The organism is Nonomuraea sp. KM88 (assembly GCF_052245635.1).
Lineage (GTDB): Bacteria > Actinomycetota > Actinomycetes > Streptosporangiales > Streptosporangiaceae > Nonomuraea.
On sequence record NZ_JBQQCC010000007.1, the window covers coordinates 1 to 25471 of the forward strand.

27 protein-coding genes and 1 rRNA gene are annotated in these 25471 nt (G+C 70.7%); 18 read left to right on the top strand and 10 right to left on the bottom strand.

Translation table 11 applies throughout. The features are described from left to right. Positions 1 to 2: 2 nt before the first annotated feature. A 5S ribosomal RNA gene (gene rrf, locus ACTWPV_RS21555) occupies positions 3 to 119 on the top strand. Positions 120 to 180: 61 nt separating this feature from the next. On the opposite strand, the gene ACTWPV_RS21560 is transcribed toward rrf, so the two are convergent. Together ACTWPV_RS21560 and ACTWPV_RS21565 are read right to left on the bottom strand one after the other, a co-directional pair. Continuing rightward, a complete protein-coding gene (locus ACTWPV_RS21560) occupies positions 181 to 927 on the bottom strand; it encodes an SAM-dependent methyltransferase (RefSeq protein WP_443153152.1) in 747 nt (248 codons plus the stop codon). A 684-nt stretch (positions 928 to 1611) separates the two neighbouring features. Then, the gene (locus ACTWPV_RS21565) at positions 1612 to 2160 is read right to left on the bottom strand and encodes a hypothetical protein (protein WP_443153153.1); all 549 of its coding nucleotides are present in this window, start codon (positions 2158 to 2160) and stop codon (positions 1612 to 1614) included. A gap of 69 nt (positions 2161 to 2229) precedes the next feature. Between ACTWPV_RS21565 and ACTWPV_RS21570 the strand changes: the two genes are divergently transcribed. After that, positions 2230 to 3150 carry a hypothetical protein gene (locus ACTWPV_RS21570; RefSeq protein ID WP_443153154.1) on the top strand — a complete coding sequence of 307 codons (921 nt, stop codon included), beginning with the start codon at positions 2230 to 2232 and terminating at the stop codon, positions 3148 to 3150. A 93-nt stretch (positions 3151 to 3243) separates the two neighbouring features. Here ACTWPV_RS21570 and ACTWPV_RS21575 read toward each other — a convergent pair whose 3' ends face one another. Then, on the bottom strand, positions 3244 to 4170 hold the full coding sequence (locus tag ACTWPV_RS21575; RefSeq protein WP_347644775.1) for an MBL fold metallo-hydrolase: 927 nt from the start codon (positions 4168 to 4170) through the stop codon (positions 3244 to 3246). A 112-nt stretch (positions 4171 to 4282) separates the two neighbouring features. On the opposite strand from ACTWPV_RS21575, the gene ACTWPV_RS21580 reads away from it, so the two are divergent. After that, complete coding sequence (locus ACTWPV_RS21580; protein ID WP_443153155.1) at positions 4283 to 4702, top strand: single-stranded DNA-binding protein; 420 nt, start codon at positions 4283 to 4285, stop codon at positions 4700 to 4702. Positions 4703 to 4840: 138 nt separating this feature from the next. Here the strand turns inward: ACTWPV_RS21580 and ACTWPV_RS21585 are convergent, their stop codons facing one another. Further along, entirely contained in the window at positions 4841 to 6616 is a 1776-nt protein-coding gene (locus tag ACTWPV_RS21585) for a DUF1015 family protein (protein WP_443153156.1), read from the bottom strand. 110 nt (positions 6617 to 6726) lie between these two features. On the opposite strand from ACTWPV_RS21585, the gene ACTWPV_RS21590 reads away from it, so the two are divergent. Together ACTWPV_RS21590 and ACTWPV_RS21595 are read left to right on the top strand one after the other, a co-directional pair. Next, complete coding sequence (locus ACTWPV_RS21590) at positions 6727 to 7149, top strand: tetratricopeptide repeat protein (RefSeq protein WP_347644772.1); 423 nt, start codon at positions 6727 to 6729, stop codon at positions 7147 to 7149. Positions 7150 to 7511: 362 nt separating this feature from the next. Further along, the gene (locus ACTWPV_RS21595) at positions 7512 to 8483 is read left to right on the top strand and encodes an HAD-IIA family hydrolase (RefSeq protein WP_443153157.1); all 972 of its coding nucleotides are present in this window, start codon (positions 7512 to 7514) and stop codon (positions 8481 to 8483) included. A 21-nt stretch (positions 8484 to 8504) separates the two neighbouring features. Here the strand turns inward: ACTWPV_RS21595 and ACTWPV_RS21600 are convergent, their stop codons facing one another. The 4 genes from ACTWPV_RS21600 to ACTWPV_RS21615 form a co-directional block, all read right to left on the bottom strand. Further along, a complete protein-coding gene (locus ACTWPV_RS21600; RefSeq protein ID WP_443153158.1) occupies positions 8505 to 8849 on the bottom strand; it encodes an ABC transporter permease in 345 nt (114 codons plus the stop codon). Next, the gene (locus tag ACTWPV_RS21605; protein ID WP_443153159.1) at positions 8831 to 9280 is read right to left on the bottom strand and encodes an ABC transporter permease; all 450 of its coding nucleotides are present in this window, start codon (positions 9278 to 9280) and stop codon (positions 8831 to 8833) included. The genes ACTWPV_RS21600 and ACTWPV_RS21605 overlap by 19 nt, the downstream gene beginning before the upstream one ends. Beyond that, the gene (locus tag ACTWPV_RS21610) at positions 9277 to 10029 is read right to left on the bottom strand and encodes an ABC transporter ATP-binding protein (protein ID WP_443153160.1); all 753 of its coding nucleotides are present in this window, start codon (positions 10027 to 10029) and stop codon (positions 9277 to 9279) included. Before ACTWPV_RS21610 ends, ACTWPV_RS21605 begins: the two co-directional genes overlap by 4 nt. A gap of 71 nt (positions 10030 to 10100) precedes the next feature. Beyond that, positions 10101 to 10448: an SCP2 sterol-binding domain-containing protein gene (locus ACTWPV_RS21615; protein WP_443153161.1), complete on the bottom strand. Its 348-nt coding sequence runs from the start codon at positions 10446 to 10448 to the stop codon at positions 10101 to 10103. Between the two features lie 125 nt (positions 10449 to 10573). Here ACTWPV_RS21615 and ACTWPV_RS21620 point away from each other — a divergent pair, with 125 nt between their 5' ends. The 13 genes from ACTWPV_RS21620 (at position 10574) to ACTWPV_RS21680 (ending at position 23857) form a co-directional block, all read left to right on the top strand. After that, entirely contained in the window at positions 10574 to 10786 is a 213-nt protein-coding gene (locus tag ACTWPV_RS21620; protein WP_347644767.1) for a hypothetical protein, read from the top strand. Continuing rightward, the gene (locus tag ACTWPV_RS21625; protein WP_443153162.1) at positions 10783 to 11595 is read left to right on the top strand and encodes a TlyA family RNA methyltransferase; all 813 of its coding nucleotides are present in this window, start codon (positions 10783 to 10785) and stop codon (positions 11593 to 11595) included. The genes ACTWPV_RS21620 and ACTWPV_RS21625 overlap by 4 nt, the downstream gene beginning before the upstream one ends. Then, entirely contained in the window at positions 11592 to 12491 is a 900-nt protein-coding gene (locus ACTWPV_RS21630; RefSeq protein ID WP_347644765.1) for an NAD kinase, read from the top strand. The genes ACTWPV_RS21625 and ACTWPV_RS21630 overlap by 4 nt, the downstream gene beginning before the upstream one ends. 156 nt (positions 12492 to 12647) lie before the next feature. Next, a complete protein-coding gene (gene recN / locus ACTWPV_RS21635; protein ID WP_443153436.1) occupies positions 12648 to 14357 on the top strand; it encodes a DNA repair protein RecN in 1710 nt (569 codons plus the stop codon). 73 nt (positions 14358 to 14430) lie between these two features. Continuing rightward, positions 14431 to 15627, top strand: coding sequence for a putative cytokinetic ring protein SteA (steA, locus tag ACTWPV_RS21640; RefSeq protein WP_347644797.1), 1197 nt, complete (start codon positions 14431 to 14433; stop codon positions 15625 to 15627). Continuing rightward, complete coding sequence (locus tag ACTWPV_RS21645) at positions 15624 to 16604, top strand: copper transporter (RefSeq protein ID WP_443153163.1); 981 nt, start codon at positions 15624 to 15626, stop codon at positions 16602 to 16604. Before steA ends, ACTWPV_RS21645 begins: the two co-directional genes overlap by 4 nt. Before the next feature lies 1 nt (position 16605). Then, positions 16606 to 17469, top strand: coding sequence for a hypothetical protein (locus tag ACTWPV_RS21650; protein ID WP_443153164.1), 864 nt, complete (start codon positions 16606 to 16608; stop codon positions 17467 to 17469). A gap of 66 nt (positions 17470 to 17535) precedes the next feature. Continuing rightward, positions 17536 to 19164: a murein biosynthesis integral membrane protein MurJ gene (gene murJ / locus ACTWPV_RS21655; protein ID WP_443153165.1), complete on the top strand. Its 1629-nt coding sequence runs from the start codon at positions 17536 to 17538 to the stop codon at positions 19162 to 19164. A gap of 201 nt (positions 19165 to 19365) precedes the next feature. After that, positions 19366 to 20820, top strand: coding sequence for a glycosyltransferase family 4 protein (locus ACTWPV_RS21660; RefSeq protein WP_443153166.1), 1455 nt, complete (start codon positions 19366 to 19368; stop codon positions 20818 to 20820). A 174-nt stretch (positions 20821 to 20994) separates the two neighbouring features. Next, positions 20995 to 21978, top strand: coding sequence for a TerC family protein (locus tag ACTWPV_RS21665; RefSeq protein ID WP_347644759.1), 984 nt, complete (start codon positions 20995 to 20997; stop codon positions 21976 to 21978). Positions 21979 to 22086: 108 nt separating this feature from the next. Then, positions 22087 to 22734 carry a phosphatidylserine decarboxylase gene (locus ACTWPV_RS21670; RefSeq protein WP_443153167.1) on the top strand — a complete coding sequence of 216 codons (648 nt, stop codon included), beginning with the start codon at positions 22087 to 22089 and terminating at the stop codon, positions 22732 to 22734. After that, a complete protein-coding gene (gene pssA / locus ACTWPV_RS21675) occupies positions 22721 to 23545 on the top strand; it encodes a CDP-diacylglycerol--serine O-phosphatidyltransferase (RefSeq protein WP_347622288.1) in 825 nt (274 codons plus the stop codon). The genes ACTWPV_RS21670 and pssA overlap by 14 nt, the downstream gene beginning before the upstream one ends. 36 nt (positions 23546 to 23581) lie before the next feature. Beyond that, complete coding sequence (locus ACTWPV_RS21680; RefSeq protein ID WP_347622287.1) at positions 23582 to 23857, top strand: hypothetical protein; 276 nt, start codon at positions 23582 to 23584, stop codon at positions 23855 to 23857. 18 nt (positions 23858 to 23875) lie between these two features. Here ACTWPV_RS21680 and ACTWPV_RS21685 read toward each other — a convergent pair whose 3' ends face one another. Together ACTWPV_RS21685 and ACTWPV_RS21690 are read right to left on the bottom strand one after the other, a co-directional pair. Continuing rightward, the gene (locus ACTWPV_RS21685) at positions 23876 to 24532 is read right to left on the bottom strand and encodes an MBL fold metallo-hydrolase (RefSeq protein ID WP_443153168.1); all 657 of its coding nucleotides are present in this window, start codon (positions 24530 to 24532) and stop codon (positions 23876 to 23878) included. Then, positions 24529 to 25359, bottom strand: coding sequence for a maleylpyruvate isomerase family mycothiol-dependent enzyme (locus ACTWPV_RS21690; protein ID WP_443153169.1), 831 nt, complete (start codon positions 25357 to 25359; stop codon positions 24529 to 24531). Before ACTWPV_RS21690 ends, ACTWPV_RS21685 begins: the two co-directional genes overlap by 4 nt. Positions 25360 to 25471: the final 112 nt, after the last annotated feature.

Below are 25471 nucleotides of genomic sequence, written 5' to 3' on the forward strand. Positions count from 1 at the left end.
GTTACGGCGGTTATGGCGGGAAGGAAACACCCGGTTACATTCCGAACCCGGAAGTTAAGCTTCTCTGCGCCGATGGTACTGCACTCGGGAGGGTGTGGGAGAGTAGGTCACCGCCGGACAATCTTTGAAGGAAAGGGCCCCCGACGCCAAGCGCGTCGGGGCCCTTTCCGTATGTGCGACTCAGGGCAGTTGCGGGCGGGCCACGAAAACACCCCAGCCTAGATACTGGCGTCCGTACTCAAGGTGCGAGCGGCGCGAGCGGGTGAGGAAGTCGCGCATGGCGGGAGCGTCGACATCGTCGGGGTTCTCGCGTAGCCAGTCGCTGATGGTCCACCATTGGCTGGCCACATACCTGTCCCAGCCGTCCTGGTCGGCGAGCGCCATTTCCAGAAGTTCGAAACCTGCATTCTCGAAACGGTCCGCCGTGCCGGCCAATGACGTGAACAGGCCGTCCGCTATGCCGAGTGCCTCGTATGCCTCCTGCGGCGGCGGCGTTGTCCAAAAACACTCACCGACCAGAGCGATGCCGTTCGGACGGAGATGCCGGCGCATCAATGACAGCGTGCCCTCAAGACCATCGCCGATCCAGGTCGCACCGATACAGGACACGATGTCGAACGACTCCGGCGTGTCTTCGTATGTGGCCGCGTCGGCCTCCACCAGATTGAGCTGACCGGCGACGCCGAGTTCGTCGGCGCGGGCTCTGGCCGCTTCCAGAAAGACCTTGCTGATGTCCACGCCGACGCCCTGAACTCCATAATCGGCCGCCCACCGAGCGAGCAGCTCGCCTTTTCCGCAGGCGAGGTCGAGTTGGCGGGATCCGGGAGCGATGCGGCAGATCCGGCCCAGAAGATCCAGCTTTTCATTGGTCAGAGGATTGAGCGTGCGGTGGTTGGACTCGGCTATTTCGTGGAAGCGAAGTGACATGCGGACCAGTCTTGCCGATTGGTCGATTTCCGGTCCAACGATTAAACCGGTTGCCGACAGGCTCATGGACGTGTCAGGGCTTGCTACCCTGGAAGGACCGGGCCACCCCACAGGTGGCCTTCGTCGCGTCAGGCCCGAGGGCGGGCGGCGACCAGCCCCGGCAGACCGTTGTTGTGAGTCCGCCGGGTGAGCCAACGAAATGGACCAGAAGTGAACAGAGATAACGGATCGGACGGCGGACAGCGCGGCCGCGGAGACAACGAGGACCGGCACTCCGGCGGAGGCGGCCGAAGCGGCGGCTACGGCTCGCGCGGGCGCGACTCTGGCGGCGACCGTCCGTTCCGTTCCGACGACAGGTCGCGCCGGGGCAACCGAGGAGACAGAGAACCGCGACGGGACGAGGGCCACTGGGAGCCGCGCGGTCCGCGGCGTGAGGGTGACGGTCGTCGGTCGTTCCGGGATCGCGATGATCGGGGTCCGCGTCGCGAGGGTGGTTACGGTTCTCGTCGTGAGGGCGAGCGTGGTTCGCGGCGTGAGGGTGGGTTCGACCGTGGTCCCCGTCGTGAGGGTGGCTATGGGGAGCGGCGTGAGGGCGGTTACGGTCCCCGTCGTGACAGTGATCGTGGCCCGCGGCGTGAGGGTGGATACGATCGCGGTCCCCGTCGTGATGATGACGGTCGTCGGTCATTCCGAGACAGGGATGACCGTGGTCCGCGTCGCGAGGGCGGTTACGGTTCTCGCCGTGAGGGTGGATACGACCGTGGTCCCCGTCGTGACGATGACGGTCGTCGGCCGTTCCGGGAGCGGGACGATCGCGGCCCCCGTCGCGGCGGTTATGGGGAACGGCGTGAGGGCGGCTACGGCGCTCGCGGCGACAGCAGCTCTCGCGGTGACCGGCCGTTCTCCCGCGACGACCGTGAGGAGCGCACCGGATCCCGAGCCAGGTACGGCAGGTCCGATCGCGAGGCCGAGGCGCCACAGCGCGAGCGGTTGCCCGAGGTCGCGCCCGACATCACCGCGGACGAACTCGACAAGGAAGTCCTGGAAGAGCTTCGTTCGCTGCCCGGTGACCTCGCCGACCTCGTCGGCCGGCACCTGGTGGCGGCCGAACGCGCGCTCGAGGACGACGACCCCGACCGGGCGCATGAGCACACGAAGGTCGCGCGCAGGTTCGCGGCGCGCATCGGTGTCGTACGCGAGGCCGCAGGCATCGTCGCCTATCGCGCGGGCCATTTCTCCGAGGCGCTGAGCGATCTGCGGGCGGCCAGGCGGATGACGGGCTCGGATGTGTACCTCGCGGTCATGGCCGACTGCGAGCGGGGCCTCGGCCGTCCGGAAAGGGCCATCGACCTCGTACGCTCGCCGGAAGCCGAACGTCTCGACAGGGCCGGACGCATCGAGCTGACCATCGTCGAATCCGGAGCCCGGCGCGACCTGGGCCAGCACGACGCCGCCGTGATCACCCTGCAGCGCCTGCCCGAACTGCGCGACCCGCAGCCCAAGCCGTGGTCGGCCCGGCTGGCCTTCGCCTATGCGGACGCACTGGCCGATGCCGGCCATCAGGAGGCGGCCACCGACTGGTTCGGGAGGGCGATGGCGTTCGACGAGGACGGGGAGACGGACGCGGCGGAGCGGTACGCGGAGCTGACCGGGTCCGTTATCGAGGACCTCGAGGAGGACTTCGACGAAGAAGTGTCCGACGACGGCGGGAGCGAGGCCGGCGACCTCGCTGCGGGGAGTCTCCTGAAGAGGGAGGCGGAGCAGGTCAGGGCCGTCGACGTGCCCGACGCGGAGCAGGCGGACGTACCTGATGAAAAGGGCGCGGCCGCTGAGGAGGAGCCCAGGACGGAGCGAGCTCCGGCAGGCGTTCAGGGCGTCGAGGCCCGGGAGGCGGAGGTCGAGGCTCCCGAGGCTCGTGACGCCGGCGTTCGGGACGTCGAGGTCCGGAAGGACGATGCGGATCCCGAGGTTCGTGACGTCGATGTGGCGGACGCGGCGGGTCGGGACGAGGACCGAGACGTTCGGGACGCGAAGCCGGCAGCTGAGGGCGAAGGGCCGGAGCAGGGCGAGAAGTCACCGGGTCGCGCTGCTGACCGGCAGCATGCTCCTGCGGCCAAGGACGAGGATGGCGAGACCCCGGCTATCACACCGGCGTTCATCGAGCCTGACTTCGGCGACGTACTTGATGAGCCCGCCTCGGACCGGCCCAAGACGGACGACTGACACCGGACACCCCGCCGCTACCCGATCCGGGGCGGCGGGGTGTCGCGTCCCCAAGGCTGCTGTCGGCCCTGCGTCACGCGCGATGATCACCCGTCACGGTGAGACGCGGTCGAGCCAGTGGAGAATCCCCGCCACGTTCGAGGGTGCTCCGCTCAGCAACTCGAAGTGCTCGGCCGTCGGGTCGTCGGCCTTGAGCGCGGTGTAGCGCTCCTTGGTGCGGTCTCTGACCATGGCGACGGCGTGGTCCAGGTCCATGCCTTCGGAATGGGCCTGCCGGGTGAGGTCGACCCAGACGCGGAGCTCTTCGGCGGACCGCTCGAGAGTCTCCTGAACGGCGTCGACCGGCCCGTAGTGGCTGAAAAGCAGACGTTGTGGCCCAAGCGCCTCGAACAGCGCGATCGAGTCGAGCGCCGTCCGCAGGTCGAAGTCCGGCGGGGGCGTCGCGGGGCGTAGGTCGCCCGTCTCGGGCAAGTAGACGCCTGCGGCGTCGCCGACGTACAGATCTCCGGTGGCGGAGTCGACCAGCCCCACGTGGTGTTTGGCGTGTCCGGGCGAGTAGTGGCTGCTCAGCGTGCGCCCGTTGCCCAGGTCGATGGCGCCGGTGTCCCCGAGGGCGACGATGCGCTCGGACTCGGTGGGGGACAGCTCGCCGAAGAGCGTGTCGAGACGGTCACCCCAGACCATGCGCGCACTGGCCATCAACCGGGCCGGATCCGCGAGGTGCCGGGCCCCTTTCTCGTGGACGACGACCTGGGCGGAAGGGAAGAATCTGGCGATGTCCCCCACGCCTCCGGCGTGATCCAGATGAATGTGGGTCACCACGACGGTGGCCAGGTCCTCCGGCCCGACGCCGAGTGACGCGAGCGCGTCACGGACTACGGGAGCGGACGTCGAGGTGCCCGTCTCCACCAGGCACGGTCGATCGCCCAGAATCAGATAGCCGGCCGTGATGCCCGAGTATCCCGCCATTTTGGTGTCGATCTCATAGACGTCGCCGCCCAGAGCGGTGATGTTGTCCACAGGCACTCCCGCGCGTTCAGCCGTTATCCCCAGAACAGCATTCCAGCCGGTCCGGCTTTCTCCTCATCGTAGAGAGTGATCTCCACCAGAGCACCGACAGGGAGGATGACAAGTGGACCGCAACGAGGTCTTGCTGGTGGGGAGGCTGTCAGCGGCGGCCGAGGGGCACGCGCTGCCGAGCGGCGACACCGTGACGAAGTGGCGCGTCATCGTGCGCCGCCGACGGCACAGGCGCGGCGCCGCCCTGACGGACAGCATTCCGTGTGTCACCTTCAACCCGGAGGTCGCCGCCATCGTGCGCACTCTCAAACCACGCGACTTCATCGAGGTGACAGGGGCATTCCGCTGCCGGGTCTTCGGCCCTTCTGCGGCCAAGATCTGGAGGTACGAGGTGGAGGTGAGCTCCGCCAAACCGTTCGAGGCCGAGCTCACCGAACCCGCCGACCCGGCCGCCGATCCGCCCTCCGGCTCCGAGGGGACCGTCACCGCTCTGATCCCCAGGCAGGTGGCCTACCTGGCGCGCGCCAGCTGACCTCGGCCACTCACCCTGGTCCGCCCTGCCTCGCGCCTGCACACCGCGCAGGGCCCGTACGACAGCGCGCACAACCCGCAGGGTCGCAGGGCTGCGCGTCCGCGCGATTCCGTACGGGGCTTCGAGGGAGGCGGGGCCTCAGTCGATCGCGAACGTGCGCAGGACCAGACCGGTCCTGGGTTTCGGGCCGAAGGAGGTGCTCTTGCGGGGCACCCGTTCGCCGCCGGCAGCGACGGCAAGCACCTCTTCGGCCTTGAGGGGGTTGAGGATCACGGCGGTGCCGCCAGAGCGGGCAGCCAGCCGCGCCGCTGCCCGCGCGTCGTGATGCACGATGCGCACGGTTCGCTCGTTGTCGCGCATTCCCCACACCTTGGGCATGACGAACTCGGAAAGGACGGAAGTGTTGAGGGAGTTCCAGCGGCCGGAGCGGTCGGGCGGCATCGCGTGGGCGAGTTGCACCGGGTCGGGATCGGTGAGCAGGTGCGCACCGATCTCCCCGGCGAGCAGGAACGCCGGCTCCGCCGCCTCCTCGAGCGCCGCCAGCCCCCGTGCAAGGTCGTCATAGTCGTGCACGCGCCACGATCCCTTCGCCCTGGCGGCCGCCTCGTCCAGCGGAAGCCCGGGGATCACGCGGTGGATGGCCTGCAAGTCGGGTGGGTACGCGGAGGTGTCGACGAGCAGGGCCAGCCCGAAGTCCCACGGCCCGGCCGTCGAGCGGCCAGCGTCCGCGGGGCCGTCCTCACCGGCCGGGGCGCCATCGACCTGGGCAGAAGGGTCGTGCCGCCGAGCCCCGGCGCTGTCGACCCGTTGCGACGCCTGATCGATCGGCTCCGGCACCGGACGGATCGGTCCGGCTGCGGGCCCGGTCCGTTCCGGCGCCGGGCCGGTCGGTGGCGGCGTGGGCTCGTCACCGTCGGGGGCCGGCTCGCCGGCCGGGTCGGCCTGAAGGTGGGATTCGTGCTCCTGGCGCTGGAGGACGCGGTACGTCGCATACCTGTGGTGTCCGTCGGCGATCAGCGCCTGCCGGTCATGGAGGTCGGCATTGATGGCGGCGATCTCTTCCGGGTCCGTGATGGCCCAGAGGCGGTGTGTGAGGCCGTCCTCTGTGCGGGCCGACACCTGGGGCTGCCGATCCGAGGCCACCGCGTCGACCAGGCGGGTGGCGGTGCCGTTGGCGCCGTCGTAGAGGAGGAAGATGGGCTCGAGGTTGGCCTGAGTGGTGCTCATGAGAGCGAGCCGGTCGGCGACGGGGCCCGGCATGACATCCTCGTGCGGGAGGATGATGCGCTGCTCGGGGTCGGTCAGGCCCACGTCGCCGATGAGGCCGCGCTGCAGCACGCCTGCCCCGCTCTGCTCGTAGACGTAGAGCGCCGGCACGTCGTCGGCCACCAGCACGCCGGAGTCCAGCCACGCCTTCAGCGTGTCCCTCGCCTCGATGTACCGCGATTCGAGCGGCGCCTGGGCCGGCAGGGGAGTCACGGTGTCGGGTTGCCCTCCGAGCGGCGCCTGGGCTTGCGGGGAAGGCCCGGCGCCGGGGCGCTTCTCGGGCGCCGTGCCCGTGCGCGAGCCCTCGGGTCCTGTGCCGGGGCGGGGGCTCGCGGGGCCTGTGCCCGGGTGGGAGTTCTCCCTTCCTGCCTCCGGGGAGGAAGGAGCGCCGTCGACGGGCCGGGGCTCGGTGTCTTGCCCGGGGACGGGAGCGGAGGACGAATCGCCGGCGGGCGAGCAGGGAAGGATGAGCCGGACGACGTTGTTGGGGTGGGAGCTGAGGAGGGCTTCCACGTTGGCGTCGGAGATCAGGTCGTACGGCGGGGAGGTCACCTTGGCTGGATCTTCGACAGCGAAACGCACACCACGGAAGGGCCGTAGCACCAGTCCATCAGGCACCGGCAGTTCAGGAGTCCCCATACCGGGCATGCTCCCATAAATGTCTACGCTGTCCGGAAGTCGCCCCGGGGTTGCAGTCGGTCCCGTTCCGCGCCAGGACGAACGGGGATCATCATTCAGAGATGAAGGAGTCCTCACGCATGGATCAGAGTGGCAACGTTCACGATGAGAGCTCGGGAGCTCCTGAGGGCGGTGTTTACGACTGGTACCAGCGTGGGGTGCGGTTGCTGAAAGACGGCAGCCCGGCGGCGGCCGCGGCGCTGCTGGAGAGGGCTGCCGCGGCTGAGCCTGAGTCACGCAGCATCTTGGAGGCGCTGGCCAGGGCGCAGTTCAACTCCCGGCAGTACGCCGAGGCGGCGGCCAGTTTCCGCCAGATCGTGGACGCCAATCCGGCAGAGGATTACGCCTATTTCGGGCTCGGATTGTCGTTGTGGCGGACCGGGGACGTGAAGGGCGCGCAGGAACCGCTGGCCATCGCGGTCGCGATGCGGCCGGACGAGCGGCATTACGTGTCCGCGTTGAAGAGCGTCCGCGCGACCCTGCGGGCACGCCGGGAGATGTAGGCGTCCGGCCTACCCAGGCTGTCGCGGGACGTACGCGGCGGCTGGCCGGATCGGTGACGTGCGTGAACGATGGCGATCCGGCCATGCGGGCGTCGATGCCGGCCGCCTCGGCCATGAAGCGTTTCCAGCCCTCCTTCGTGAACGACGCGGTGCGCCGTCGCGCGTCCGCGCCAAGACCCGGGTGTTCCGGAGCCGCTCGGCCTCGGCCGGCGTGCTCGTCCCGGGGGAAATCACCGAACAGTTCGGCGCGTTCCTCGGTAGTGAGGTCCGGTTCCGCGGACATGGTCGTCCCTTCTGCGGTTCGCGTACGGGGGCGACGCTAAAGTCTCACGCGACGTGGGAGTCGAAGAGGAAGAGGCGCTGTGCTGATCGACGGCTATGACACCCTGCTGCTCGACCTCGATGGCGTGGTCTACCTCGGCGGTTACGCGGTGCCCGGGGCTCCGGCGGCGCTGGAGGAGGCGCGGCGGAAGGGGGTGCGGCTGGCGTACGTGACCAACAACGCCTCCCGGACGCCGGCGGCCATCGCGGCGCACCTGCGTGAGCTCGGGGCGCCCGCCACGGCCTCCGACGTGGTCACGTCGGCTCAGGCCGCCGCCCGGCTGGTCGCGGAGCGGGTTCCGCCGGGGTCGAATGTGCTGGTGGTCGGCGGGTCCGGGCTGCGGCTGGCCGTACGGGATCGAGGGTTGCGGCCCGTCTCGGCCGCCGCCGAGTCTCCTGCCGCCGTGGTGCAGGGGATCGCGCCAGGCCTGTCGTACGAGCTGCTGGCGGAGGGGACGCTCGCGGTGCGGCAGGGGGCGCTTTTCGTGGCCTCCAACGGCGACAGCACGATGCCCACGCGCCGGGGCGAGTTGCCGGGCAACGGGTCGATGGTTCGGGTGATCGCCTCTGCCACGGGGGTCGAGCCGGTGTACGCGGGCAAGCCCGATCCGCCGCTGCACCGGGAGTCGATGCTGCGTACGGGGGCCCGGCGGCCGCTGGTGGTGGGCGACCGGCTCGACACCGACATCGAGGGGGCCTCCAACGCCGGGGTCGAGAGCCTGCTGGTCCTGACGGGGGTGGCCACGCCGGTCGAGGTGCTGACGGCGGCGCCCCGGCACCGGCCCACGTACGTGGGGGAGGACCTCGGGACGTTGCTGCGGCCCTATCCCGAGGTACGCGACGGCTCGTGCGGCGGCTGGCGGGCCAGGTGGCGCGACGGCGTGTTGTGCCTCGACGGTGATGGCAGGCGGATCGACGGGCTGCGCGCCGCCTGCGACGCCGCCTGGTCCGCGGCCGGCGACGGGCAGATCGACGAGGGCGCCGTCAAGCCCGTGCTGGATCGTGTGGGGTGATGCCGGGCGGGCGGTTCACGGTCATGCGATCCGTTCGCTGGTCTGGCGGGCGAACTGCCAGGCGCCGACGGCGAGGAGCAGGACGCAGGCTATGACCAGCAGCGCGAGGGACAGCGGCACACCGCCGCCCCAGCCCCGCAGCACCAGCAGCCGGATGGCCTCGATGGCGTAGGTGAGCGGGTTGGCCCTGGCCACGGCCTCCATCCACGCCGGCATGGCCGACAGGGGCACGAACGCGTTGCTCATGAACAGCAGCGGCAGCGAGACGAACCCCGTGACCGCGAAGAACGTGCCGTGCGAGGGCACCGCGCAGGCCAGGGCCATCGCCGCGGACGTGAGCGCCAGCGTCAGCAGGGCCGTGGCCACCAGGATCGCCGGCACCCCCAGCGGCCCGGACTCCAGACGAAGCCCAGGGCCAGCGCGACCACCAGGATCACCAGCGTCTGAGCCGCGTTCATGCCCGTCTGGAACAGGAACCGCGAAAGGATCAGCGAGCTGCGCCTGATCGGCATGCTGAGCAACTTGTCCAGATATCCCGTCTCCTTGTCGAACAGCAGCGGCATCGCCGCCGTCACCCCGTTGCCCACCACGGTGAAGGCGATGACACCCGGCACAGCGAACGCGATGTAGTCGCCCGTCCCCACCACCCGGGGATCGACCGCGCCCCCGAGCGCACCGGCGAAGAAGACCAGCCACACGGCCGGCTGCAGCACGCTGAACAGCAGGCTGAGCCGTTCGCGCAGCGCCACGAGCAGCCATCGCCTGGACAGCGCCAGCACCTCCTGCGTCACCATCATGCGACCTCCTCCCGCAGCGCGTGCCCGGTGTGCCGGAGGAAGACCTCGTCGAGTGACGGCGCTCCGATGGCCGCCTTGAGCTCGGCCGGTGTGCCACCGGCCACCTGTCGCCCGCTGTCGATGATCGACAGCCGGTCACAGAGCCGGTCCGCCTCGTCCATGTAGTTGGTGGCCAGCAGAACGCTCATGCCCTCGTCGCAGAGCGATCGGACGTGCTCCCACATGTGATGGCGCGACTGCACGTCGAGACCGAGCGTCGGCTCGTCGAGGATCAGCAGCTCGGGCCGGTGCAGCAGGCCGCAGGCCAGGTCGAGGCGTTTCTGCATGCCCCCCGAATATCCCGCCACGAGACGGTCGGCGCTGTCCGACAACCCCACCAGCTGCAGGACCTCGCGGGCCCTGGCCTTCACCTGCCGTCGCGGCACGTGGTAGAGGGACGCCTCGATCTCGGCCTTCTCCCTGCCGGTCAGCAGGTAGTGGCCCATGGGAGAGACCTGCTGCATCACGTAGCCGATGCGGCGGCGTACGGCTCCCGCCTCCGTCACCACGTCGAACCCGCACACCCGCGCGGCGCCCGCGCTCGGCGGGAGCAGCGTGGACAACATCCTGATCGTGGTGGTCTTGCCCGCGCCGTTGGGGCCGAGGAGGCCGAAGATCTCGCCGGGCGCGACCGCCAGGCTCAGCTCCTCGACGGCGTGGTGGTCGCCGAAGGCGCGGCAGAGGCCCTCGGTCTCGATGATCCAGCGCATTGCTGAACAGTATCGCCCAATAGTTAACTTGTCCATTAATTAATCAGGCGATGGTGCGGGTCAACGGCCCCTCAGATCAGCCTGCGCAGCCGCAGCAGGTCGCCGAAGCTGGCCTCGACCTTCACCCGCCCCCCAAGCAGCGCGCGGGCCAGATCGAGCTCCCCGTCGACCAGCGCGATCAGGTCGTCGCTCACGATCGTGAGCTTGACGTCGGCGGGCTTGCCGTCACCCGGCGGCGTCTCGGCGAACGGGTCGAGCCCTCCGTGGGTCAGGCGGACGTAGAAGGTCACGTCGAGGTCGGAGACTCGGCAGCTGACCGTGCGCTCGACGACGTGCTTGGCACGATCTGCCTCGTCGATCTCGTCGAACTGGTCGACGAGCCTGGCCAGTGCCGCCCGGCACTCCTCGACGCTTGCCATGATGCGCATCCCTTCTTTCTTTCGCGGACGGTAGCGTTCCACATCAGTAGCACCCCGTACGAGCTACAACGACCGACGGGCCTGCCAAGGTCCCGGACGCTCGCGGGAGGCGTTAACGTCAAGACATGAGTGAGCTGCCGGAAGGGACCGGCGACGAGCGGGTCGACGCCATCGTGACCGGCCTGGGCCGTCTGGGCGAGCAGCCGGTGAGCGAGCACGTGGCGATCTTCGACGAGGCGTTCTCCGGGCTGGAGAGCGCGCTGGCGGTCGTGGACGAGCCGGGCGGGCAGGCCGCGGGCGGGCAGGGCGCCGGCGAGCGGCCCGCGGGAGAGCGGTGAGCCGCAGGATCCGCCTCGACAGCGAGCTGGTGCGCCGAGGGCTGGCCAGGTCGCGCGAACAGGCCACCCAGCTCATCGAGGCCGGCCGGGTCAGCGTCGGAGGCCGGCGGGCCGGCAAACCGGCCACCCAGGTCGACACCGCCTCCGCCATCGTCGTGGCCGACTCGCAGGACGGGCCCGACTACGTCTCGCGCGGAGCGCACAAGCTGCTCGGCGCGCTGGAAGCGTTCGGGAGCCTGGCGGTCGAGGGCCGCCGCTGCCTCGACGCGGGCGCCTCCACCGGCGGGTTCACCGACGTGCTGCTGCGCCGCGGGGCCGCGCACGTGCTGGCCGTCGACGTCGGATACGGCCAGCTGGCCTGGTCCCTGCGCACCGACGAGCGGGTGACGGTGATGGAGCGCGTCAATGTGCGCGACCTCACCCCCGGCATGGTCGGCGAGCCGCCCACGCTGGTCGTGGGCGACCTGTCGTTCATCTCGCTCCGGCTCGTGCTGCCCGCCCTGGCCGAGGCGGCCGCGGCGCGAGCCGATTTCGTGATGCTGGTCAAACCGCAGTTCGAAGTGGGTAAGGACCGTGTCGGGGCGGGTGGCGTGGTGCGCGATCCCGGGTTACGGGCGAGTGCCGTGCGCGACGCCGCCGCCAAGGCTCAGGACCTGGGGCTGACCGTACGCGGCGTGACCGCGAGCCCGTTGCCGGGGCCGTCGGGAAACGTGGAATATCTCCTATGGCTGGGCAAAGGGGAAGGCGAGCCGCCGGTCGCCGACCTCGACGCAGAGATCCAGCGGGCCGTCGAGGAAGGGCCGCAATGAACCGGACCGTGCTGGTCGCCGTACACACCGGGCGTGACGCCGCGGTCGAGAGCGCGCGCCTCGTCGTCGACCGGCTGATCGACGCCGGCATCACCGTCAGGGTGCTCGATTCCGAGGCCGGCGAGATCGGCAGCGACCGGGTCGAGGCCGTGCCGGGAGATCCGGGCGCGGTCAAGGACACCGAGGTCATGATCGTGCTCGGCGGCGACGGGACGTTGCTGCGCGCGGCCGAACTGGCCAGGCCGGCCGGCACACCGCTGCTGGGGGTCAACCTCGGGCACGTCGGGTTCCTGGCGGAGGCAGAGGTCGCCGACCTGGCCACGGCCGTCGACAGCGTCGTGGCGGGGCGCTACGACGTCGAGGAGCGCATGACGGTCGACGTCGTCGCCAGGCTGAACGGGCAGGTACTGGCCGACACCTGGGCGCTCAACGAGGTCACCGTCGAAAAGCAGGAGCGCCTGCTCGAGGTCGTCGCGGAGATCGACGGCCGGCCGCTGTCCAGGTGGGGCTGCGACGGCGTGATCTGCGCCACCCCGACGGGCTCGACCGCCTACGCCTTCTCCGCCGGCGGCCCCGTCGTGTGGCCCGAGGTCGAGGCGCTGCTCATGGTGCCCATCAGCGCCCACGCGCTGTTCGCCAAACCGCTGGTCATCTCGCCGCGCTCCACGCTGGCCGTCGAGATCCTGCCCGACACGCCGTGCGGGGTCCTGTGGTGCGACGGGCGCCGCAGGTTCGAGTTGCCGCCCGGCACGCGCGTGGAGGTCCGCAGGGGCTCCGAGCCCGTACGCCTGGCGCGCCTGCACGGTGTGGAGAGCACCGGCGCACCCTTCACCGACAGGCTGGTGGCCAAGTTCGAGCTGCCCGTGCAGGGATGGCGCGGAAGGGTGCGACCCTGAATGAATGGAGGGCAGAGCGCGTAGGATCACGTGGGCGTACACGTGGGCATGGTGGGCCGCCCCCAGCGGTCCAGCGCCGGCAGCGGCGACCGCGGCTGCGGGCTTCCGGAGGCGATCCGGGTGACCATCAGACAGGGCAGTGAACGGGAGTGGGCAGTGCGACCAAGGGTCGAGGAGGTCCGCATCCAGGGGCTCGGCGTCATCGATGAGGCCGTTCTCGAGCTCTCGCCGGGCTTCAACGTGGTCACCGGCGAGACCGGCGCGGGCAAGACGATGGTCGTCACCGGGCTCGGCCTGCTGTTCGGCGGCCGGGCCGATCCCTCGCGCATCCGGCCGGGCGCCGACAAGGCGACCGTCGAGGGCACGCTCGTGGTCCAATCGGCCGGTCACGTCGCCCAGCAGGTCGAGGACATCGGTGGCGAGGTCGAGGACGGCACGCTGATCATCTCGCGCGTCGTCTCCGCTGAAGGCAGGTCCAGGGCCTGGCTCGGCGGGCGCACGGTGCCCGTCGGCACCCTGACCTACCTCGCCGACGACCTGGTGGCGGTGCACGGGCAGATGGACCAGCAGCGGCTGCTCCAGGCGACCCGGCAGCGCGCGGCGCTCGATCGCTACGCCGGCGACGAGCTGGTCAAGCCGCTGCGGGCCTACACGCAGGCGTACAAACGGCACAAGGATGTCACCGCGCTGCTCGAGGAGCTGACCACGAGGGCCAGGGAGCGGGCGCAGGAGGCCGACATGCTCCGCTTCGGGCTGGAGGAGATCGAGAAGGTCGACCCCAAACCTGGCGAGGACGCCGAGCTGCGCGGCGAGGAGGAGCGGCTCTCGCACGCCGACGCGCTGCGCAGCGCCGCCACCACGGCGCACACGGCGCTGCTCGGCGATCCGATGGAGGCCGCGGGCGGCCCGCACGACGTGGTCTCGCTGCTCGGCGAGGCGAAGTCGGCGGTGGAAGCGGTGCGCGACTTCGACGCCCAGCTCGCCGGGGTGGCCGACCGGCTGGCCGAGGCCGGCTACCTGATCTCCGACGTGGCCACCGACCTGGCGGCGTACGCGGAGTCGATCGAGGCGGATCCCGCTCGGCTGGCGGCGGTGCAGGAACGCCGGTCGGTGCTGTCCGGCCTGGTCCGCAAGTACGGCGAGGACAGCGCCGGGGTGCTGGCCTGGGCTCAGCGGGCCGCCGCCCGCCTGTCCGAGCTCGAAGGCGACGACGAGCGCATCGACGAGCTGACCCGCGAGTGCGACGAGCTGACCGACCGGCTCACCGAGCTGGCGGCCGAGCTCACCAAGGTGCGCCAGGCCGCCGCCGAGCGGTTCGGCCAGGCCGTGACCGATGAGCTGACGGCGCTGGCCATGCCGCACGCCAAGGTCGTCGTCCAGCTCGGCCAGAGCGAGGAGTTCGGCCCCGAGGGCCGCGACGAGGTGGAGTTGCGGATGGCCGCCCATCCGGCCGCGCCGCCGCTGCCGCTCAACAAGGGAGCGTCCGGCGGCGAGCTGAGCCGGGTGATGCTCGCGATCGAAGTGGTGTTCGCCGGTGCGGATCCGGTGCCGACGTTCGTGTTCGACGAGGTCGACGCGGGCGTCGGAGGCAAGGCCGCGGTCGAGATCGGGCGCCGCCTCGCCCGGCTGGCCCGCACCGCGCAGGTGATCGTGGTCACCCACCTGCCTCAGGTGGCGGCCTTCGCCGACCAGCATCTGGTGGTCGAGAAGGCGAGCGACGGCAGCGTCGTGCGCAGCGGGGTCGTGGCGCTCGACCACGAGGGGCGGGTGCGTGAGCTCTCCCGCATGCTGGCCGGTCTGGAGGACTCCGAACTGGGCCGCGCGCACGCTGAGGAACTGCTGGGGCTCGCCGCGGCCGACAGGTGATCCTGGGTGACATAGTGGACACGCCGCGTCATGCGTGGCCCCTGCACGGTTTCTCTCTGGCAGGATGGTCATGATGAAGGTTCCGGGGAGCAGGATGCCGGGCCTCCGCGGTTGGAAGGCCGAGAGCCTTCCCGGTGTAACGGCAGTGGCGAGAATCGACCGGCGAACCAAGAGGCTCACCAAACGCCTCCAGCCGGGGGAAATTGCGATCATCGACCATGTCGACGTAGACCGGGTCAGCGCGGAGGCTCTTGTAGCGTGCGAGGCTGCGGCCGTGGTCAACACCGCCGCCGGCATCAGCGGCCGCTATCCCAACCTGGGGCCGCAGATCCTGCTGGAAGCGGGCGTTCCGTTCATCGACAACGCCAACCAGGAGCTGTTCGAGCGGGTCAAGGACGGCGACGTCGTCCGGGTCTGCGACGGCGTCGTCTACCTCGACGACGACATCGTCGGCAAGGGCGACGAGCAGAGCGTCGAGACGGTCGAGGCCGCCATGGCCGAGGCGCGCGCGGGGCTGGCCGTCCAGATCGAGGCGTTCGCCGTCAACACCATGGAATACGTACGCGGTGAGGGCAGGCTCCTCATCGAAGGCGTCGGCGTGCCCGAGATCCGCACCTCCATGGAGGGCAGGCACGTCCTCATCGTGGTGCGCGGCTACCACTACAGAGAAGACATCGCCACGCTGCGGCCCTACATCCGCGAATACCGTCCGGTGCTCGTCGGCGTCGACGGCGGCGCCGACGCGCTGCTGGACGCCGGCTACCAGCCCGACGTGATCGTCGGCGACTTCGACTCGGTCTCCAGCAAGGCCCTGACCTGCGGCGCCGAGCTCGTCGTGCACGCCTACCGCGACGGCCGGGCCCCCGGGCTCGAGCGTGTCCACCAGCTCGGCCGCGAAGCCGTGATCTTCCCCGCCACCGGCACCAGCGAGGACATCGCGATGCTCCTGGCCGACGACAAGGGCGCCGAGCTGATCGTCGCGGTCGGCACCCACGGCACGCTGGAGGAGTTCCTCGACAAGGGCCGTCCCGGCATGGCCAGCACCTTCCTCACCCGCTTGATCATCGGCAGCAAGCTCATCGACGCCAAAGGCGTGAGCAGGCTCTACCGCAGCCGCATCACCACCCCGCAGCTCCTCCTGCTGGTGATCACCGCGCTGATCACCATGGGGGTCGCGCTCTTCCTCTCGCCGATCGGCCAGACCTGGCTGAACGGCCTGCAAGACGCCTGGAACGCGTTCATCTTCTGGCTGGTCGGACTCTTCTCGTGATCGATTTTCGTTACCACCTCGTCTCCATCGTCGCCGTCTTCCTGGCCCTGGCGGTGGGAATCGTGCTGGGCACCACGCTGTTGCAGGAGCCCGCGGTCAAGTCGGCGCAGGAGATGACGGCCGCGCTCACCAAGACGAAGGAGGAGCTGCGCGGGCAGATCGACACGCTGCAGGGCCGTGAGGCGGCCAACGACACGCTCATCACCTCCATGACGCCCGACATCGTGGCGGGCGACCTGGCCGGGCAGAGCGTGCTCCTCGTCGAGACGCCCGGCTCCAGCACCACGATCCGCGAGGCGGCGCAGCAGGTGCTCGGCCAGGCGGGCGCGGAGATCTCCGGGCGCGTCACGCTGTCGGAGAAGTTCCTCGATCCCAAGGGCACCGGCGTGCTCGACGGCCTGGTCAACCAGCTCAAACCGGCCAACATGATCTTCCCCGAGACCGCCACCGCCTGGGACCGCGCCGCCACGTTGCTCTCCGCCGCCCTGGTCACCTCCGACCCCGCCCAGGTCGGCACCCCCAACGCCGCCACCACCGAGGTGCTGAGCGCCTTCGAGACGGGAGGGCTGCTCAGCATCGACGGCGACCCCGGAAAGCGGGCCACGCTCGTCGTGGTGCTCGCGCCGGAGAAGCCGTTCGAAGGGGAGAACGCGGAGACCCAGGCGGGGGCGATCGCCTCGATGGCCGACGGGCTCGACGTGGGCGGCAACGGCACGGTGCTCGCCGGAGGCCCGGCCGCCGCCACCGCCGTACCCGGCGACCCGATCGGCCACGCCCGCGACGACAGCGACATCGCCAAGCGCGTCACCACCGTCGACGCGGGCGACATGCCGCTGGGCCGCGTCGTGATCGTCCAGGCTCTCCAGGAACAGCTGGCCGGGCGCTCCGGTCACTACGGCGTGGGCATCGGGGCGTCGGCCCCCATGCCGGCGGTGCCGTCCGCCACTCCATCCCCCACCAGCGAGTCAGGGAGCTGACATGCCTGCGAGCCGGGCCCGTGGCCTGCTCTACGCCCTAGCAGGAGCCGCGATCGGCGCCGTCGCCGCCCGCGCCGCCTACACCGCGTTCACCCGCAACCGGCCGGCCGAGCTGAGCGGTAGGTGGACGCGCAAGAACCATCGCGGTGAGCCCATCACCCTGCTGGAAGGCCCCGCGTTCGTCGCCGGCGCGAGCGCCGCCGCCGCGCTCGCGCCCGGCATCCCCGGCCGCGTACGCGCCGCCGCGCTGCTCGCGGGCGCCGGCAGCGGCGCGCTCGGCGCCTACGACGACCTCTACGGCACCACGGCCTCCAAGGGCTTCAAGGGGCACCTGACCGCGCTCGCCCGCGGCGAGGTCACCAGCGGAGCCGTCAAGATCCTCGGCATCGGCGCCACCGGCCTCGGCGCCGCCGCCCTCGTCTCCGACGGTCCCGCCGACACCCTGGTCAACGGCGCGGCCATCGCGGGAGCAGCCAACCTCGCCAACCTCTTCGACCTGCGCCCGGGCCGCGCCATCAAGGTCGGCCTGCTCGCCGGCGGGCCGCTGCTCGCCGCCTCGGTCCTGCGCGACTCGCCCGCCGCCGCGGCGCTCGCCGCCGTCCCGCTCGGGGCCGCGGCCGCGCTGCTGCCCGACGACCTCGGCGAGCGCGCCATGCTCGGCGACGCCGGCGCCAACTCCCTGGGCGCGCTGCTCGGGCTCGCCGCGGTGACCAAGCTCGGCAGGCCCGGCCGCTACGTCCTGCTCGGCACCGTCGTGGCCCTGACCGCAGCCGCGGAGAAGATCAGCTTCACCAAGGTCATCGCCGGCAACCCGGTACTCAATCGCCTCGACATGATGGGCCGCCGTCCCGTCGGCCCCGCGTGACCCGCCTTCTGTCGGTACGAACTGCCAGGATGTCTGCGTAAGCATGATCGTGCGCGGGGAGGCGGCGTGCGGGTGGTGACGGCGCGGGGCGTTGCCGGGGGTGCCCTGCTCATCGGGGCGCTCACGGTGCTGGCACGCGTCGCCGGCTTCGCCAAGCAATATGCCTTCGCACAGACGGTCGGCACCAACTGCCTGTCCACCGCCTACATGACGGCCAACCAGATTCCCAACATCGTGTTCGAGGTGGTCGTCGGCGGCGCCCTGGCGGGAATGGTCGTTCCCGTCCTCGCGGGGGCGTCCGGGCGCGGCGCGGACGCGGCTGACGACGGCGGGCCCGGCGAGCGGGCAGGCTGGATCAGCTCCGCTCTGCTGACGTGGGTGGTCGTCGTGCTCGTCCCGCTGGGCGTGCTCACCGCGCTGCTCGCAGAGCCGATCACCGGGCTGTTCTTCGGCGACGTCATCGACAACTGCCGCGACGCCGGCGCTGTGACGGCCGTCGCCACCCGGATGCTGGTCGTCTTCGCCCCCCAGATCCCCCTGTACGGCGTCGCCGTCGTGCTCTACGGCGTGCTGCAGTCGCACAAGCGCTTCGCCGGGCCCGCGGTCGCCCCCCTGGTGTCCAGCATCGTGGTCATCGTGGCCTACCTGCTGTTCGTGCCGTTCAGCACCGGGATCCGCGATCCCGCCGAGGTGCCGCGGGCGGCCGAGCTGGCGCTGTCGATCGGCACGAGCCTCGGCGTGCTGTCCCTGGTGCTGGCCGTGGCGGGCCCCGTGGCCCGCCTGGGCCTGCGGTGGCGGCCCACCTTACGTTTCCCCACCGGCGTGGCCGTGCAGGTGCGCAGGCTCGCCCTGGCCGGCATGGCGGCCCTCCTCGCCCAGCAGGCTGCCATGATCGTGGTGCTGCTGCTGTCGAACAACGCGATCGGCAACGGCGCCATCACCATCTACAACTACGCGTGGGCGATCTACCTGATGCCGTACGCCGTGCTGGCCGTGCCCATCGCCACCAGCGCGTTCCCCCGGCTGTCCGCGCAGGCCGGCGATCCGGAGGCGTTCTCGGCGCTCGCCGCGCGCACGACGCGGGCCGTGGTGCTGGTGTCAGGGCTGGCCGCCGGGGTGCTGGCCGCCGCCTCGGGACCGGGGGCCGTGGTGTTCCTCGGGGCCAGGAGCGAGGTGCCCGCGCCCGAGCTGGCCGCGGCGATCGCGCTGTTCGCGCCCGGTCTGGTGGGATACGGGCTCATCGCGCACGCGAGCCGGGTGCTGTACGCGGCCGGCCGTGGCCGGGCGGCCGCCACCGGCACCGTGGCGGGGTGGATGGTGGTGATGGCCGCGCAGGTCGTCTTCGTGCTGCTGCTTCCCGACGGGTGGAAGGTCGGCGGGATGGCGCTCGGCATGAGCGTGGGCATGAGCGTGGGCGGGGCGCTGCTGCTCGTTTCGGTCGTGCAGGCCCGGGGGCGCGGCGCCGTGGCGGGGCTCGCCAGGGCCGTCGGCGCCGCCGCTGCCGGGGGGGTTCTGGGTTACCTGGCGGGGGCGTCCGTGGCTGGGTGGCTGGGCTGGGGCGGCGGCTGGGCAGGCCTGATGGCCGCGGTGGTGGCGGCGGCCGTGGCGCTGGCCGTGGGCGTCGGTGTCGTGGCCCTGGCGGACCGGCCCGACGCCGCGGCCGTCGCCGAACTGCTGCGGCGCAGGCGGACGTGACCGGCGGGCATGGTGTGATAGTGCGCCGGTTGCCCGCGGCGCGGTGCTCTGCGGGACGGATGCCCGGCGGTCGTGAGCGGGCACCTAGGGCGCACGGGCGCGCGTGCCGCGAACGGGCGTGTGCGGTGAGTGGACGTGCGGTGGGCGGGCGTGTGCGGTGAGCGGCTGGTGCCGGCGGGTCCGGTGAGGAAGGAGAGGGTCGTGCGGGTGGCTTTCGTACTGGGCACCACGTCCGGAGGCACCGGGCGGCATGTCCTGATGTTGGTCGAGGGGCTGGTGCGGCGGGGGCACCGGGTGCTCGTGCTCGGGCCACGCAGCGTGGAGGAGCAGTTCTCGTACGCCGGGGCGGGTGCGCGTTTCGTGGAGGTCGCCGTCGCCGATCGGCCGCATCCGGTCAACGACCTGCGCGCGGTGCTGGCGATCAGGCGGCTGACGCGCGACGCGGACGTGGTGCACGCCCACGGGCTGCGGGCCGGGGCACTCGCCGCCCTGGCCAGACCGGGCACCCTGGTCAGGCGAGGCAGGGCGGCGGGCCCGGATGCGGTGGCGGCGCCGGGTGCGCCCACCGCTTCCGGCGGGAGCTCTGGACCGGATGCGGCCGCAGGTCTGGGCGGGAGCTCTGGGACGGGGGTGGAGCCGGGCGGGGCGGACCGTCCGGGCTCGCGGGGAGCGCGGCACGCGGGGAAGGCCGGTGGGCGGGGGAGGGGCGCGCCCAGGCTGGTGGTCACGCTGCACAACGCGCTGACCGCCGGAGGGCTCGTCGGGGCCGTCTACGGGGTGCTGGAGCGGCTCGTGGCCAGGGGCGCCGGGCAGGTGGTCGTGGTGTCGCCCGACCTCGGCACGCGGATGGCGCGGCTCGGTGCCAGGGAGGTGCGGGCCGCGGTGGTGCCCGCGCCCGTGCCGAGGCCGGCCAGGCGCACACCCCAGGAGGTCAGGGACGAACTGGACGCCGGCGAACGGCCGATCCTGCTGACCGTCGCCAGGCTCGCCCAGCAGAAGGGCCTCGAGACGCTGCTCGACGTCGCAGCCGGGCCGTGGGAGGATCGCGCGCCTGAGCCGCCGCCTACGTCCGCGGCTGGGCCTGCTTCCGAGCTTCGATCCGCCCGTGGGGCTGAGCCCTCTCACGAGCCTGCCTCCGCGTCCGAGCCTGCGCTCGGGGCCGGGCTTGGCGATGGAGTGGGGCCGGGGGCGGGTGGCGTACGCGCCGGCGCGAGGATGCCCCTGTTCGTGGTGGCGGGTGACGGGCCCCTGCGCGTGGAACTGCAGCGGAGGATCGACGCTGAACGCCTTCCCGTGAGGTTGCTGGGACACCGGGAGGATGTGCCCGACCTGTTGCGGGCCGCCGTCGCCCTGGTGATGCCGAGCCGCTGGGAAGGGCAGCCGCTGACCTTGCGGGAGTCGCTGATGACGGGCACACCGGCGATCGCGTCCGATGTCGGTGGAATTCCAGAGATCTTGGGTAATGCTGGAATCCTGGTCCCCTATGGGGACGTGGAGGGGTTGCGGAGGGCCGTAAGGAAGCTGCTCGCAGAACCGGGAACTGCGCAGACCCTCGCCGCGGAGGCCGGGCGGCGTGGGCGGGAGATGCCCGGCGAGGACGACGCCGTGCGGAGCGTGCTGACCGTCTATGCCGGGGAAGATCCCAAGGATGATTAGGCGGGCTCAGGGCGTTCTCGTATACTGCCTGGGTTAGGGAGGGGAGTATCCCTTCGCGACAGCCTCGTCATCACGGTGCAGCCCCGCTCCACGGGGCCCCCGGGGCTGCCGGTCCGCGGGTGGTGCGGGCGGGAGAGACCTCCGGCAATGGTTCGTGTATGCCGGAGGCGTTGAGTGAGCGTACCCGTGTGGGCTTGGATCGCCGTGATCGGCGGTCTTCTCGTCGTGCTGGCCGTTGATCTGTGGATCGTCGACCGCGGCGAAGCCCGTGAGTTCTCCATGCGGCAGGCCGGCTACTGGGTGACCTTCTACGTCGCTCTGGCCGCGGCGTTCGGTGTCGTGTTGTGGACCACGTACGGCGGTGACAAGGCGGGTGAGTTCTTCGCCGGCTACATCACCGAATACAGCCTCAGCGTCGACAACCTTTTCGTCTTCTTCATCATCATGGGCAGGTTCGCCGTGCCGCGGGCCTACCAGCACAAGGTTCTGCTCGTCGGCATCGTCCTCGCACTCGTCATGCGCGGCATCTTCATCGCGCTCGGCGCCGCCGCGCTCCAGCGGTTCAGCTGGCTCTTCTACGTGTTCGGCGCCTTCCTCATCTACACCGCGGTCAACATCGTCCGTGACCACCTCAAGGGCAAAGAGGAAGAGGTCAAGGAGAACGTCCTGCTCCGGTGGGTGCGCGGGGCGTTCCCCACGACCGAGGGGTACGTCGGGTCGAAGGTCACCGTCAAGATCGACGGTAAGCGCATGGTGACGCCGATGCTCATCGTGATGGTCGCGATCGGGAGCACCGACCTGTTGTTCGCCCTCGACTCGATCCCCGCCATCTTCGGGCTCACCAAGGATCCGTTCATCGTCTTCACGGCCAACGCGTTCGCCCTGATGGGGCTGCGTCAGCTGTACTTCCTCCTTGGTGGGCTTCTGCAGCGGCTCGTCTACATCAGCTATGGTTTGGCGTTCATCCTCGGGTTCATCGGGGTTAAGCTGGTTATGGAGGCCTTGCATGCCAGCCATGTCTCCTGGGCGCCCGAAATTCCTATCTGGGTGTCGCTCTCGGTCATTGGTGCCACCATGGTCATCACCACCGTGGCGAGCCTGGTCAAGGCCCGTATAGACACGCGCAAGGGCGAGGCGGCTCATTCAGAGCAGGTCTAGCTGCTGGGCTTCGTGGCGCTTTGCTTGTGTAGTTGCGCTGTGTCATAGTTGCTAGCTTTGTAACGTCACAGCAAAGCGCCCAGTCCAGTCCACCACCAAAGGTTGTACGTGTCCGATTCTGCCAAGTCGAGCCGCGCAAAATCTGTCAGGCTCGCACGCGGGGTCTCCCCGTGGCTCTTCCCCACAGCGGCCGCGGCGGCCGCCACCGCGTTGTTGACGCGCAGAGACCGGCGATGGGCGCTCGCGGCGGTGCCGCTGGGCGTGCTCACCGGGGGCATGCTCTGGTTCTTCCGCGATCCTGACCGCACGCCGGGCCAGGGACGCATCCTGTCGCCCGCCGACGGCGTGGTGCAGAGCATCGACCCGTGGCCGGACGGCCGCACCCGGATCGCGGTCTTCATGAGCCCGCTGAACGTTCACGTCAATCGAGCCCCCCTTGCGGGAAATGTCACATCCGTGCAGCATGTGCCAGGTGGGTTCTTGCCGGCGTTCAACAAGGACAGCGACCAGAACGAGCGCGTGGTGTGGCATTTCGCGACCGCGCTGGGCGACATCGAGATGGTGCAGATCGCGGGCGCGGTGGCGCGCAGGATCGTGCCGTACCTGAGCGCGGGCGCGAAGGTCACGCCGGGCGAGCGAATCGGGCTCATCCGGTTCGGTTCGCGGGTCGACATCTACCTTCCCGAAGGGATCACTCCTGCGGTGTCCGTGGGGGAGAAGACAGTTGCGGGGGTGACCAGAATTGACCGCGGCTGACGCCGGTAGCTGGCAGGCGGATGAGGAAGAGCCTCGTGGCCCCGTCGGCAAGGCGTTCCGCCTGTCCGCCGCCGACTCCCTCTCGCTGGGCAACGCGGTCTGCGGGTTCATGGCGGTGTGCGTCCTGGCCTACTCCGCGATCATGCAGCTCCAGATGGCCGGCGGCCCGTTCGTGCCCAATCCGAGCTATTTCGCCACCGCCATCGTGCTGCTCCTCATCGGGGCGACGTGTGACCTGTTCGACGGCCTCGTCGCGCGGCGCTTCCGCGCGTCGGCGATGGGCGCCGAGCTCGACAACCTGGCCGACGTGATCAGCTTCGGGTTCGCGCCCGCGTTCATGGTCGTGATCTGGGGCGGGTTCACCGATCAGGTGCCGTTCACCGCGGTGCTGGTCGCGGCGGCGTCCGTGCTGGTCGCCGGGGTCGTGCGGCTGGCCAGGTTCGCCTGTGTGAAGACCAAGAGCGGCGACTTCATGGGCCTGCCGATCCCGATGGGCGCCATGACGGTGATCTCGATCGTGCTGCTGTTCCAGCCGAGCATCTACGCGCTGCTGGGCGTGCTCGGCGTGGCATGGCTGATGGTCAGCCGGATCGAATATCCCAAGCCGAAGGGCCAGCTCGCGGCGGTCGTGCTCGGCTGGATCATGGTGAACGTGGCGTTCCTCACGTTCTGGGTCGCCTGGCCGGAAGGGGGCGACCTGCCCATCAAGATCGGCGCGAGCATGCAGATCGCGCTCGTGGCGGCGATCCCGCTGCGGATGCTCTTCTACAAGCGCGAACTCCGTAAAGAAGCCGAACGCATCGGCAACTGATGGGATTTTCCGCCCGCCGTCGGATGTGATGGAACCATGCCGGCCCAGCCGCGCGAGCACACGCGCACGTACTTCCTCGCCAAGCTGGCCGAGGAACTGGAGCAGCGCGGGCTGACCGCCACCCTTCGGTCCCATCCGCCGGCGTTGCGGATCAGCGATCCTGACACGATCCTGCTGGCCGAGACCGTCGACTGCGTACCCCTCTCGGAGGGATGGTTCTACCGGTGGTCGTGGGGCGAGCTCGTCGGCCTGGCCGACGATCCCGCCCTCGCGGCCGAGCGGATCGTGCACGTGCTCGCCGCCCGGCACTGACCCTGCCCGCGGGCGCGACTACCAGCCGCGAGCCTTCCACTCGGGCAGCGCGGGGCGCTCGGCCCTGAGCGTCGTGTCCTTGCCGTGGCCCGGATAGACCCAGGTCTCGTCGGGGAGGCGGTCGAAGACGCGCTCCACCACGTCGTTGTAGAGCTGGGTGAAACGCTCGGGATCCTTCCGCGTGTTGCCGACACCGCCGGGGAACAGGGAATCCCCGGTGAAAAGGTGATGGCCGGCCTCGCCGCCGTCGTAGAGCAGCGCGATCGACCCTGGCGTGTGCCCCCGCAGGTGGATGACCTCAAGGCTGAGCGCGCCGGCGGCGATCGTGTCGCCGTGCTCGACCGTGCGGTTGACCGGTACGGGCAGCTCGGGCGCGTCGAGCGGATGGGCGATCGCCTGAGCCCCGGTCACCCGGATCACCTGCTCCAGCGCCTGCCAGTGGTCGGGGTGCTGGTGCGTGGTGATGACCGCGCGGATCGGCTGGTCGGCGATCAGCGCCAGCAGACGGTCGGAGTCGGCGGCCGCGTCGATGAGCAGGCCCTCGCCCGTCTCCGTGCAGCGCAGCAGATAGGCGTTGTTGTCGTAAGGGCCGACGGCGAGCTTGGAGATCGTGAGCGCGGGCAGCTCTCGCACGTCGGCGGGGCCACCGACCTGGACGTCACCTGTATAGGTCATGGGTAGTCCTCCGGGGGCGTCGCGGGCAGATCAGCGGGGGCCGTAGCCGTCAGCCACGGCGGAGGCGCAGGAAGCGCCACCGGGTCTGGTGTCGGCAACCGCCCCACGGGCACCAGCGTAACGCCCTCGCCGCCCGACCTGCCGGTGAGCCAGGCCAGCACGGCCGCGGGGGCACCTTCGACGGTGGGGCCGGGGCCGAGCCGCGGCCACCTGGAGACGATCCCGCCCGCCTGGCTCCTGAGGACGATTTCGCCCACCGGTTCGCCCACCGGTTCGCCCACCGTTTCGCTCACCGTGCCGCCGTCGCGGGGCCAGCACGCCCGGCAGTCGTGGAGCTCCCGGGCGACGAACTGCTCCGGCCAGTCGGCCGGGCCGTATCCGGCGTCGAGGTCCACGTGGTGGAATCCGACCTCGCGCAGGCGGCGTACGAGGAGGTACCAGGCGGGATGCGGGGGCGGGCGCATGCCCTCCACGTGCGCCGACCAGTACTCGACCGGCATGTCGCGGATCGCGGCGGCCACGCGGGAGGCGCCCTCCTCGAGGTCGGCCAGGTGACGGGCGACCGAGTGGGTGGCCGCGGCCTCGATCGCCGTGGCCCTGGCCCGGAGCGAGGCGTACTGCGGGGTTCGTACGCCGGTCCTCGCCCAGGCCAGGAGGTTGAGGTGGGAGCCGGCGTTCTGGGCGACGTGGGCGAGCACGTGGCCCCTCGTCCAGCCCGGCAGGAGGGAAGGGGCGGCCAGGTCGGCGTCACTGAGCGACGCGGCCGTGGCCAGCAGCCGATCGGTCGCGGCGGAGAGTTCGGCTTGGAGCGCGGGTAGGACCACCATGTCTGGATTTTTCATCATTCCTGGGTGTCCCCACTGGATCGGGGATGAAAGCGGCAGGTCAGGAGGTTGAGCGGTGAAGGGCTCCTGCGAGGTGGGAGATGGCCGTAACCTG

Excerpts from the sequence above, each read along its gene's own strand:
- ACTWPV_RS21560 (WP_443153152.1), bottom strand. The coding sequence starts at position 927 with ATGTCACTTCGCTTCCACGAAATAGCCGAGTCCAACCACCGCACGCTC.
- ACTWPV_RS21565 (WP_443153153.1), bottom strand. The coding sequence starts at position 2,160 with ATGGCCCGCGCGATAGGCGACGATGCCTGCGGCCTCGCGTACGACACC.
- ACTWPV_RS21570 (WP_443153154.1), top strand. The coding sequence starts at position 2,230 with ATGGCCGACTGCGAGCGGGGCCTCGGCCGTCCGGAAAGGGCCATCGAC.
- ACTWPV_RS21585 (WP_443153156.1), bottom strand. The coding sequence starts at position 6,616 with ATGCCCGGTATGGGGACTCCTGAACTGCCGGTGCCTGATGGACTGGTG.
- ACTWPV_RS21590 (WP_347644772.1), top strand. The coding sequence starts at position 6,727 with ATGGATCAGAGTGGCAACGTTCACGATGAGAGCTCGGGAGCTCCTGAG.
- ACTWPV_RS21605 (WP_443153159.1), bottom strand. The coding sequence starts at position 9,280 with ATGATGGTGACGCAGGAGGTGCTGGCGCTGTCCAGGCGATGGCTGCTC.
- ACTWPV_RS21610 (WP_443153160.1), bottom strand. The coding sequence starts at position 10,029 with ATGCGCTGGATCATCGAGACCGAGGGCCTCTGCCGCGCCTTCGGCGAC.
- ACTWPV_RS21615 (WP_443153161.1), bottom strand. The coding sequence starts at position 10,448 with ATGGCAAGCGTCGAGGAGTGCCGGGCGGCACTGGCCAGGCTCGTCGAC.
- ACTWPV_RS21620 (WP_347644767.1), top strand. The coding sequence starts at position 10,574 with ATGAGTGAGCTGCCGGAAGGGACCGGCGACGAGCGGGTCGACGCCATC.
- ACTWPV_RS21630 (WP_347644765.1), top strand. The coding sequence starts at position 11,592 with ATGAACCGGACCGTGCTGGTCGCCGTACACACCGGGCGTGACGCCGCG.
- steA (WP_347644797.1), top strand. The coding sequence starts at position 14,431 with ATGAAGGTTCCGGGGAGCAGGATGCCGGGCCTCCGCGGTTGGAAGGCC.
- ACTWPV_RS21650 (WP_443153164.1), top strand. The coding sequence starts at position 16,606 with ATGCCTGCGAGCCGGGCCCGTGGCCTGCTCTACGCCCTAGCAGGAGCC.
- ACTWPV_RS21680 (WP_347622287.1), top strand. The coding sequence starts at position 23,582 with ATGCCGGCCCAGCCGCGCGAGCACACGCGCACGTACTTCCTCGCCAAG.
- ACTWPV_RS21685 (WP_443153168.1), bottom strand. The coding sequence starts at position 24,532 with ATGACCTATACAGGTGACGTCCAGGTCGGTGGCCCCGCCGACGTGCGA.
- ACTWPV_RS21690 (WP_443153169.1), bottom strand. The coding sequence starts at position 25,359 with ATGGTGGTCCTACCCGCGCTCCAAGCCGAACTCTCCGCCGCGACCGAT.